The organism is Oleiphilus sp. HI0132 (genome assembly GCF_001635845.1).
In genome coordinates this window covers 1-286 of the sequence record NZ_LWGJ01000349.1, presented here as the reverse complement: position 1 = coordinate 286, position 286 = coordinate 1, and the positions used below count along the sequence as shown (strand labels likewise).

Genomic DNA, 286 nt, shown 5'->3' with positions numbered 1-286 from the left:
TTCGTGGAATAAAGCATGTCAAAGTTGGTCTTTTCGATATAGACGGCGTGATGCGCGGTAAATATATGAGCAAAGATAAGTTCTTTGCTGGGCTCGACAAGGGTTTTGGTTTTTGCGATGTTGTTTTGGGCTGGGACTCGAAAGATCAGTTATACGACAATGTCAGTTACACTGGCTGGCATACAGCCTACCCAGATGCCTCTGTACGAATTATTCCCGAAAGCTGTAGGGAGATTCCTTTTGAGCAAGATACTTTACTTTTTATTTGTGAATTCGTAGGTGCCGC

The 286-nt window shown here is 43.4% G+C and carries 1 pseudogene; it reads left to right on the top strand.

Annotated elements, in window-relative coordinates:
- Positions 1 to 286: pseudogene (locus A3766_RS04315) on the top strand (glutamine synthetase); the annotation flags it as partial.